General features: G+C 71.9%; 6 protein-coding genes and 1 pseudogene. 5 read left to right on the top strand and 2 right to left on the bottom strand.

Annotated features, from left to right (window positions below):
* The 3 genes and pseudogenes from V8688_RS30050 to V8688_RS30040 all read left to right on the top strand — a co-directional run.
* Window positions 1-333 (top strand): annotated as a pseudogene (locus V8688_RS30050) (DNA-3-methyladenine glycosylase); the annotation flags it as partial.
* A complete protein-coding gene (locus V8688_RS30045) occupies window positions 330-842 on the top strand; it encodes a methylated-DNA--[protein]-cysteine S-methyltransferase (protein WP_218719831.1) in 513 nt (170 codons plus the stop codon). The pseudogene V8688_RS30050 and the gene V8688_RS30045, both read left to right, overlap by 4 nt.
* A gap of 151 nt (window positions 843-993) precedes the next feature.
* Window positions 994-1,635, top strand: a complete 642-nt coding sequence (locus V8688_RS30040; RefSeq protein WP_218719830.1) for a hypothetical protein — start codon at window positions 994-996, stop codon at window positions 1,633-1,635.
* Window positions 1,636-1,703: 68 nt separating this feature from the next.
* Here V8688_RS30040 and V8688_RS30035 read toward each other — a convergent pair whose 3' ends face one another.
* Window positions 1,704-5,663: an AAA family ATPase gene (locus tag V8688_RS30035; RefSeq protein WP_342802211.1), complete on the bottom strand. Its 3,960-nt coding sequence runs from the start codon at window positions 5,661-5,663 to the stop codon at window positions 1,704-1,706.
* Window positions 5,664-5,697: 34 nt separating this feature from the next.
* Window positions 5,698-6,894: an exonuclease SbcCD subunit D gene (locus V8688_RS30030; protein WP_342802210.1), complete on the bottom strand. Its 1,197-nt coding sequence runs from the start codon at window positions 6,892-6,894 to the stop codon at window positions 5,698-5,700.
* Window positions 6,895-7,028: 134 nt separating this feature from the next.
* On the opposite strand from V8688_RS30030, the gene V8688_RS30025 reads away from it, so the two are divergent.
* Entirely contained in the window at window positions 7,029-8,177 is a 1,149-nt protein-coding gene (locus V8688_RS30025) for a DNA recombination protein RmuC (RefSeq protein ID WP_342802209.1), read from the top strand.
* Window positions 8,178-8,228: 51 nt separating this feature from the next.
* A partial coding sequence (locus V8688_RS30020; RefSeq protein WP_342802208.1) for a DUF6542 domain-containing protein occupies window positions 8,229-8,721 on the top strand: 493 nt, incomplete at its 3' end.

The following is an 8,721-nucleotide window of genomic DNA, read 5'->3' as shown; positions in this document are numbered from 1 at the left end:
GCGCGGGCGATCGCCGACGGCGACCTGGTCCTGCACGCGGGCCGCACGGCGGCCGAGCTTCGCCGCGACCTGCTCGCGCTGGCCGGCGTCGGGCCGTGGACGGCCGACTACGTCACCATGCGCCTGCTCGCCGATCCCGACATCCTGCTCGGCACCGACCTGGTCGTGCGCCAGGGCGCGACCCTGGCCGGCCTCGATCTCGATCACACCACCCGCTGGGCGCCCTGGCGCTCCTACCTGTCCATGCACCTGTGGAAGACGGCGCTCGAACATCGCGGTGTGATCGCCGCGCCCCGCCGTACCCCACCCGTCAACGGAAGCGAAGCATCATGACCGACAACAGCATTCGACGCGCCGACGTCGCGACCGTCGCCACCCGCATCGGCCCGTTCACCGCCGTCGTCGATGCCGACGGCGCGGTGCTCGCCTCGGGCTGGACCGCTGATCCGGCCGAGCTGACCCGCGTCATCCACCCCACGTTGCGTCCCACCGAGCTGCGACAGCGGGATTCGCTCGGCGCGGTCACCCGGGCGGTGACCGACTATCACGCGGGTGAGCTCACCGCGATCGATGCGATCCCCGTCCGGCAGCGCTCGGGCGAGTTCCTCACCCATGCGTGGGATGTCCTGCGCAAGGTGCCCGCTGGCGAGCCGATCACCTACACCGAGTACGCCGGGCTGTCCGGTCGACCGGACGCGACCAGGGCGGCCGCGAACGCCTGCGCGCGCAATGCGGCGGCGCTGTTCGTGCCGTGCCATCGGGTGCTGCGGATCGGTGGCGCGCTGGGCGGGTTCCGCTGGGGACTGGACGTCAAGCGGTGGTTGCTCGCGCACGAATCCTGAGGCGGGGGCGCACCGGGCCGAGCGCGCGGCCGGACGGACAGTGGGCGCGCACACCGAGTAGGCCGCTGGATTGCCGGGCTGGTGATGAATAAGGCCAGTACCTCGCAATTGGCTCTTTTGGGCGGTCCAGTTGGCCTGGATGCTGATACCCATGCTCACTCGTCGCCTGATCGCGCTCTACACCGGTCTGTGGTTGTACGGGACGTCGATGGCGGTGATGATCCGGGCCGGGCTCGGGCTCGATCCGTGGGACGTCTTCCACCAGGGTGTCGCCGCGCACGTGCCACTCAGTTTCGGTGCCGTCACCGCGGTGACGGGCGTCGTCGTGCTGCTCGCGTGGATTCCGCTCCGGCAGCGACCCGGCCTCGGCACGGTCAGCAACGTGATCGTGATCGGGGTGTCGGTCGACGCCGGACTGTGGCTGATCCCCGAGGCCGACGCCCTGTGGACACGGGTGGCGGCGATGGTGCTCGCCGTGATCGTGAACGCCGCGGCGACCGTGCTCTACATCGGCGCGGGAATGGGTCCAGGTCCCCGCGATGGACTGATGACTGGACTGGTCGCCCGGACCGGGTGGCCGGTCTGGTCGGTCCGCACCGGCATCGAGGCGACGGTCTTGACCACCGGGTGGCTGCTCGGCGGCAGCGTCGGGATCGGCACGCTGGTCTACGCCTTCGGCATCGGGCCGCTGATCCAGCTGATGATCCCGTATGTCGACGGGTGGTTGCCGGGGTTCGCACCGAAGGCCGGTGGCCAGGTCCGGGCCGATCCGGTGCCCGAACCGACCGTCTGATCGGCGCGGGTCCGGGGCGGAGCCACCGCCGGATCAGCAGCTACCCAGGGTGAGCCGCGCTCCGGGCGTCAGGCAACAGTTGCTTGGAGGTGCGAGCCGGTCCGGCCGCGCACGACGTGCAGTCGGCTGGGAATGCGCTGGCGCATCTCGTCGACATGGCTGACCACGCCGACCACGCGACCGCCTGCCCGCAGTTCGTCCAGGACACCCATCACCGCGTCGAGGGTGTCGGCGTCGAGACTGCCGAAGCCCTCGTCGATGAACAGGGTGTCCAGGACCAGGCCGCCCGCCTCGGCGGCGACCACATCCGCCAATCCCAGCGCCAACGCCAGTGAGGCCATGAAGGTCTCACCACCGGAGAGCGTTTTCGCGGAGCGGACCGCGCCGGTGTAGTCGTCGCGGACGTCGAGGCCGAGACCACCGCGCCGGCCACGCGGGCCCGCCTTGTCGGAGTGCACGAATTCGTACCGGCCGCCCGACATCCGGCGCAACCGCAGCGACCCCGCGACCGCGACCTCCTCGAGCCGCGCGGCGAGCACATAGGAGCGCAACGACATCCGGCGATTGTTCTCGCCCCGCCCCGCGACCACGTCGGCCAGTGTGGCCAGCTCGTCGAAATCGCGCTGCTTGGGCGCGATCCGCTCGACCTCGCCCCAGAGCTGAGTCCCCAGCTGTTCGAGCTGCGCGACCCGCTCGGCGGCCGCCGACTGGGCCGCCACCGCCGCGGTGAGCGCGGACTGGGCGTCGGCGAAGCGCTGCTCCAGCGCGGCCAGGTCGGCCGGGACCTGCTCGGCCACCGCCTGGATCTGCGGTTCGGCGAGGACGGCCTCGGCGTGAGCGCGGGCCCGGTCGGCCGCGGTGAGTTCGGCCTCGATTGCCGACTGCTGCGCCGCGGTGCGGGCGAGGGCGGTGACGAGCTGGGCGTACGCCGTGAGCAGGGCGATGTCGTCGCGCTGCGGTGCGGGCTCGGGCGCCGGTTCGGGTTCGTCGTCGATCGGGTCGTCGTCGAAAAGGTCGAACAGGGTCGGCATCTCGGGCTCGACGCGCACCGGGCGCGCGGCTCGTTCGGGACGAGATCGCGGTTTGTCCGCGCTGTCGGCGGATTCGTCATCGGCCCGCACGTCGACGTCGCCCGACGACTCCCCCGCCCCGCCTCCACTGTCGGCCGGCGAAGATCCACTGCCGTCGACTGCACCGTTCGCGGGTGCCGGAGCCACCACACCGTCGTCGGATGCCAACTCTCGAGCATCATCGGCGGTCGACGACTTCGTCTCCGGCCCCACAGTGTCGACGGCCGTCGAACTCGCACCGGAACCGTCGGCAGCCGGGGCACGCGCGGCTGTGGTGCCGCCGTCGCCGGTCGCGGCCGTGCCGGCGCCACCAGCAGTCGCAGCTGTGGCGCTGCTGTCAACAGTCCCCGCTGTGGCGGCGCCGTCAGCAGTCGCAGGTGTGACGCTGCCGTCGGCGGTCACAGCCGTGGCACTACCGTCACCGACTACGGCGGTGGCCGCGCCATCGGCCGTCGCGTCGTGCGGCACGGTGGCCGGCCCAGTGCCCGTCCGTTCGTCGCCCTCGGTCACGAAACCAGCTGCCTGGGCGAGGTTTTCGACGCGGGTGGCGATATGGCGGACGGCGTCGCGGGCGGTGGTCTCCTCGGCGCGGGCGGCGCGCAGGGCGGTGGCGGCCGCGATGAGGGATTCGAGGCGGGTGGTGCGGGCGTCGACCGAATCGTCGGCGCCCGCGGCGGTGCGCAGGCGGAGGGTGAGTTCGTCGAGGCGGGTGCGGGTGGCCGCGATCGTCGCGGTGACGGTGCCGAGGCGGGCGTCGAGGTCGCGGGACTGCTCGTGCAGGGCGGCTTCCTCGGCACGCAGGGTGTCGAGGCGCGCGGTGAGGGCGGTGACACGGGCGGCGCTGTCGGCGGCGTCGTCGAAGCGGTGGGTGGCGGTGCGGACGGCATCGGCCAGGGTGACCGGGTCGGCGTCGCCGCCACGGGCGATCAGCGCCTCGATCTCGCGTTCGATGACGCCGATGCGCTCGGCGATCCGGTCGCGCGCCGCCTCGGCCGCCTGCTCGGCGGCGGTGGCGGCGTCCTCGGCGTCCTTGGACACCGCGTCGTCGGTGGGGCGCGCGGGGTCGGGGTGCTCGGCGGAGCCGCACACCGCGCACGGCGCGCCTGCCGACAGCGCACCAGCGAGTTCGGCGGCCATGCCCGCCAAGCGGCGCGTGCGCAGATCGAGCACGCGCTCCCTGGCGTCGAGATGGGTCCGGCGCGCCGCGTCGAACTCGGTCTGTGCCCGGNACACCGCGCACGGCGCGCCTGCCGACAGCGCACCAGCGAGTTCGGCGGCCATGCCCGCCAAGCGGCGCGTGCGCAGATCGAGCACGCGCTCCCTGGCGTCGAGATGGGTCCGGCGCGCCGCGTCGAACTCGGTCTGTGCCCGGTCCAACGCCGGTCGCTGCTCGGCCAATTCGACGGCGGCCGCCGCGGACTCCTGCCACTTGCCGAGCTCGGTCCGCAGCCCGGGCAGCGCGGCGGCGGCATCGGTGGCCTCGCGCAACTGCTCCCCCGCCCCGGCGATCACGGCGGGCAGATCGGCACGGCGCCGGGCGAATTCGCCCGCGCGCTGGGTCAGCCGCGCGGCTTCGGTCTCGTGTTCGGTGAGATCGGCGGCGAGCTGACGAGCGATCTCGGCGTCGGTTCGGACTTCGCCGAGCACACCGAGCAGGGCGTTCCACTGACTGACCGCACCGTCGAGGTCACCCTCGACATCGCGCACACGGCCGAGATCGGCACGCCGCACACCACGTCGCCGGGTGCTCTCCAACGATCGACTGTCGGCGCCGGCAACGTCGTCCGGTCGCGTATCCGCGACGCCATCAGCGGAATCCGACCTCGCACCGGACTCCACGGCAGGTGCGTCATCGGCGTCGTCGAAGACCACCGTCAGCAAGTCGAGTCCGGCGATATCCGCGGCCGCCTCGGCACCCAGCTGAACGGCGAGCTCACCGGCGACGGCCCGGGTCGACGCCTCCGCCCGACGCAGCGCGCGCACCGCCGAGCGCGCCTCGTCGATGGCGTGCACCACCGGCTCGGCCCGGCGCGCCTGTTCGAGTTCGCGTTCCAGTTCGGCCCGGCGCGCGGCGTCGGCGGCGTAGTCGGCCAGTTCCGCGCGGGCCGCCGCCATCCGGGCGTGCAACCCGGCCACGCGACGCTGCTCTTCGGCCTCGGCGCGCGCTTCGGTCGAGTCCTTCTGGCGGAGTTCGGCATTCGCGTTCGCCTCGGCCAGCTCGGTGCGCGCGGTGGCCAGCAGGTCCTGGGACCACGCCACCGCGTCGGGCAGCCCGACCGATTCCGCGCCGCCGTAGCCCGCCGCCATGCCGACCTTGGTGATCAGCCGATCGATGCCCTGCGTGCGCGCGGTGAGGTCGGCCTCCGCGGCCCGGCGCCGGTCCGCCAGCCAGGTCTCCGCGGTGCCGAATCGCTGCGTGTCGAAGAGCTTTTCGAGCAGCTTCTCCCGGTCCTCGTTCTCGGCGCGCAGGAACTTGGCGAAATCGCCCTGGGGCAGCAGCACCACCTGGAAGAACTGGTCGGCGCTCATGCCGAGCAGGCGCACGACCTCGTCGCCGATATCGGTGAGCCGGGACAGATTCTCGCCGGACCCGTCGAGCCATTCCAGGGTGCCCTTGGCCTGCACCTCCGTGAACCGGGTGCTGTCGCGGCTGCTCGGCCGCTCGAACGCCGGGCTGCGGGTCAAGCGCAGGCGGCGACCGCCCAGGGTCGCGTCGAGGATCACCTTCGGCGGCGTCTGCGGGTCGGCGTGATCGGAATGCAGCCGCTTGCCCTCCCCGCGCGCGCCGGGCACCCGCCCGTACAGCGCGAAGGCGATCGCGTCGAGGATGCTGGTCTTGCCCGCGCCGGTGTGCCCGTGCAGCAGAAACAGGCCGTCCGCGCCGAGCACATCGAAATCGACGACGGTGGACTCGGCGAAGGGACCGAACGCGACCATCTCCAGGCGATGCAGTCTCACGCGGCACCGCCGAGCACGCCGCCGGGCACCGAACTCACGCGGTCACGTCCATGGCGTCGAATTCGTCCGCGGCGCGCCGGGTCTCGGCCCGTCCGGCATCGGGTTCGCGCACGGCGGCGGCCAGCGCGCGCTCCACCCACCTCATCTCGCCTCCCGTCGGTTCCCCACGCACATCGGTCAGAAAACTCGCCGCGACTTCGACATCGCGGCGGCCGTGCACCCGCTCGCGGTAGTGCAGTTCCGGATTGCCCTCGGGGCGTACCCATTCCACGTGGACCGCGTGCGGAAACCGCTCGCGCAGCTTACGCATCGGGTCGACCGGGCGAGCGCTGTCGGTGAGTGTGGCGGAGACGTAATGCGCTTCGGCGTCGGCGAATCCGGGCTCGGTGAGCAGCTCGTCGAGGGTGCCGGTGAGCTTGCTGAGCCCGCGCACCAGCGGCAGGTCGTGGCGGTGCACCGCGGCCAGGCCGTCGGCGTCGAGGTCGACGATCCAGACCGCCTTGCGATGGGAGTTCTCGGCGAAGGAGTACGGCAGCGGAGAACCGCTGTAGCGCACCGATTCCGAGAGGGTCTGCGGCGAATGCAGGTGGCCCAGCGCCACATAGTCGATACCGTCGAACGCCGACATCGACACCGTCTCCACCCCACCGACCGAGATCGACCGCTCCGAACCCGTCGCCTCCCCGCCGACGACGAAGGCGTGCGCGAGCACGACGGTGCGCGTGCCGGGACGGCCGGCGAGATCGGCGCGGATGCGGCCCATCGCGGCGTCGAGGATCTCCGCGTGCGAGCGGGCCTGCGGCACACCGAGTTCGACGCGGGTGATCTCGGGCTCCAGATACGGGATCCCGTAGAACGCCACCTCGCCGTCGTCGTCGGCCAGCAGCACCGGCCGATCGGCATCGGCGACCCGGGTGCACAGATGCAGCCCGCCCGCCGCCGCGAAACTGGCGCCCGCGCCGAGCCGGGCGGGCGAATCGTGGTTGCCCGAAGTCGCGACGATCACCGCGCCCGCGGCCCGGATCGCCTCGAACCCCCGGTTGCAGACCGCGATCGCGTCGGCGTTGGGGATGGACCGGTCGTAGACGTCACCCGGCACGACGACCACGTCGACCGACTCCGCCGCGACCAGCTCCGCGATCGATGCCAGCACCGCCGCCTGGTCGGCTAGCAGGTCGACACCGTGGAAGGTGCGCCCGATGTGCCAGTCGGAGGTGTGCAGGATCCGCATGCCGCGAAACTTAGGCCACACCCCCGACAGAATTCAATCGACGCACCCCACGGGCGTCGCGCACCGGCGCGTCACCACGCCCGGGTTGCTCGGTGATTGCGAGTTTGTCGGTGGCTTGCGGCACTATCGCCGCTATGACCGCCTCGATGCTCGTCGCGCTCGTCTTGGTATTCGCCGCCGGATTCGGTCTCGGCTGGTTGGGGCATTCCGCCCGGGGCGGGCAGCGTGCCGCCGCGGCGGAGGCCAGGCTCGCCGCGGCCGGGGACAATCAACGGTTGCTGCAGCAATCACTGCACGCGGCGAACGAGGATGCGGCGCGCAGGCATTCGGCCGCGATCGGCGCGATGGTCGATCCGCTGCGGGATGCCGTCGACGCGCTCGAACAGCAGATCCGCCAGGTCGAGCACCACCGGATCGACGCGTACTCGGGGCTGCGCGAGCAGGTCGCCGGGATGCAGCGCACCTCGCACCGGCTCTCCGACCAGACCGGACAGCTGGTCGCGGCGCTGCGCGCGCCGCAGATCCGCGGCCGCTGGGGGGAGATCCAGCTGGAGCGGGTCGTCGAGCTCGCGGGCATGACCAGGCACTGCGATTTCGACACCCAGGTGCACCGAGCGGGCGCCGACGACCGCGGCGGGGTGCGGCCGGACCTGGTGGTGCGGCTGGCGGGCGGCAGGCACATCGTCGTCGACGCGAAGGTCCCGTTCGCCGCCTACCTCGACGCGGCGACCACCGACGACCCCACGGCCCGCGACCAGCTGCTGGCCCGGCACGCCAAGCACCTGCGCGCCCACGTCGACCAGCTGGCCGACAAGGCGTACTGGGCGGCGTTCGATCCGGCGCCGGAGTTCGTCGTCCTGTTCGTGCCGGGCGATCCCTTCCTCGACGCCGCGCTCACCACCGACGCGGGGCTGCTGGAGTACGCGTTCGGGCGGAACGTGATCCTGGCAACCCCCACTACGCTCATCGCGCTGCTGCGGACGGTCGCGTTCAGTTGGCGGCAGGAAGCGCTGTCGCGCGATATGGCAACGGTGCAGCAATTGGGCAAGGAGCTCTACACCCGGGTCGGCAAGGTGGCCGATCACCTGGACAATCTCGGGGTGAATCTCGGTAAGGCAGTAGCGGCTTTCAACGCCACCGTCGGCTCGGTCGAGTCGCGGGTGATGGTCACCGCGCGCCGGATGCACGATCTCGGCATCGGCGATCAGGAGCTCCCGGCAATCCGGTTGACCGAGGCCAGACCGCGGGCCGTGGCGTTCGCCGACGCCGAGGATCGCCGCTGAGATCCCCGTGCCGCAGCGCCTGACGGCGCGTTGTGCGGTTAGTGTCATAGTGTGGCTGCTTCCCAACGTGCGCGACCCCGGGTGCCCGCGCCGCAACGTTCGATCCTGCCCTCGGTGCCCGGCATCCCCGCCTGGGCCGCGATTCTGCTTGCCGCGGGCATGACGATGTTCGGGTTCGTGATCGACGCGATCGGCGGCGAGACCTACCCGACGGGCACCTTCTCGGCGCTGTATGTGCTCGGCTGTGTGCTGGCGGTGTGCGCCGTGCGGTTCCGTGGGCTGTTCTCCACCATGGTCATGCCGCCGCTGCTGCTGTTCGTCGCGGTGCCGGTGGCCTGTCAGCTGCTGGGTGGGCGGGCCACCACCTCCATCAAAGACGTGCTGATGAACCTGATCATCCCGCTGGTGGAGCGGTTCCCGACGATGATGCTGGCCACCGTGCTGGTGCTGGCCGTCGGCGGCGCGCGGATCGCGATCGCCAAGCGCACCCCCGCCACCGCCCAGCCACTGTCCGCCGAGCGCCGGACCGAACGCAAGGCCGAGC

Origin of the sequence: Nocardia sp. No.11, from assembly GCF_038752175.1 — a bacterium.
Classification (GTDB): Bacteria; Actinomycetota; Actinomycetes; order Mycobacteriales; family Mycobacteriaceae; genus Nocardia; species Nocardia canadensis.
This window is presented reverse-complemented; position numbering and strand designations above follow the sequence as displayed.

What these genes read in the sequence shown, in the direction of transcription:
- V8688_RS30040 (WP_218719830.1), top strand. Translation starts at nt 994, where the DNA reads ATGCTCACTCGTCGCCTGATCGCGCTCTACACCGGTCTGTGGTTGTAC.
- V8688_RS30045 (WP_218719831.1), top strand. Translation starts at nt 330, where the DNA reads ATGACCGACAACAGCATTCGACGCGCCGACGTCGCGACCGTCGCCACC.
- V8688_RS30030 (WP_342802210.1), bottom strand. Translation starts at nt 6,894, where the DNA reads ATGCGGATCCTGCACACCTCCGACTGGCACATCGGGCGCACCTTCCAC.
- V8688_RS30025 (WP_342802209.1), top strand. Translation starts at nt 7,029, where the DNA reads ATGACCGCCTCGATGCTCGTCGCGCTCGTCTTGGTATTCGCCGCCGGA.